Source organism: Parasulfitobacter algicola, from assembly GCF_013315265.1.
Lineage (GTDB): Bacteria > Pseudomonadota > Alphaproteobacteria > Rhodobacterales > Rhodobacteraceae > Parasulfitobacter > Parasulfitobacter algicola.
In genome coordinates this window covers 1-538 of the sequence record NZ_JABUFE010000060.1, presented here as the reverse complement: position 1 = coordinate 538, position 538 = coordinate 1, and the positions used below count along the sequence as shown (strand labels likewise).

The 538-nt window shown below is 49.6% G+C and carries 1 protein-coding gene; it reads left to right on the top strand.

Annotated features, from left to right (window positions below; genetic code table 11):
- Positions 1 to 38 precede the first annotated feature (38 nt).
- Positions 39 to 443, top strand: a complete 405-nt coding sequence (locus HRQ87_RS20025) for a thioesterase family protein (protein WP_174140217.1) — start codon at positions 39 to 41, stop codon at positions 441 to 443.
- Positions 444 to 538: the final 95 nt, after the last annotated feature.

The window sequence follows — 538 nt, the reverse complement described above, 5'->3', positions numbered from 1 at the left end:
TCTGAGCAACTCAATCTTTCAAAAAAGGAGAAAACCCCATGCAGCTTGAAACTGGCCTGAAAGGTATTCTGACGCACCAGGTTGAGGATAGTGACCTGGCGACGAGTTGGCGCAACGATGTGCCGGTTCTTGCAACCCCAATCCTGCTCTGGCTGTCTGAATTGGCCTGCATGAATGCAATCGACGGATGCATTAAAGACGACGAAATGACAGTCGGTTTCAAACACGAGATGTCTCATCTGGCACCTACTCCGAAGGATTGGATTGTCCAGATCACGGCGGAACTGGTCGAGATTGGCTCAAAGATGTTGGTCTTCGAAGTTATTGCACATGATGACGAGGAATGCGTCCTGCGCGGCCGACACACCCGCGCAATCATCGCCAAGACCCCATTCATTGAACGCGTCCACACTAAATCTGGGACAATGTCACTTACTTCATGATTCTTTCGGAAGGAGACTTGCGATGATCCAAAGAGCGCAAAATACAAGTCACAAATCTGGGTTTGTATGGCCCTTAGTAGTGTTGCTGCTAGGGG

Coding starts and splice junctions, on each gene's coding strand:
- HRQ87_RS20025 (WP_174140217.1), top strand. CDS start 39: ATGCAGCTTGAAACTGGCCTGAAAGGTATTCTGACGCACCAGGTTGAG.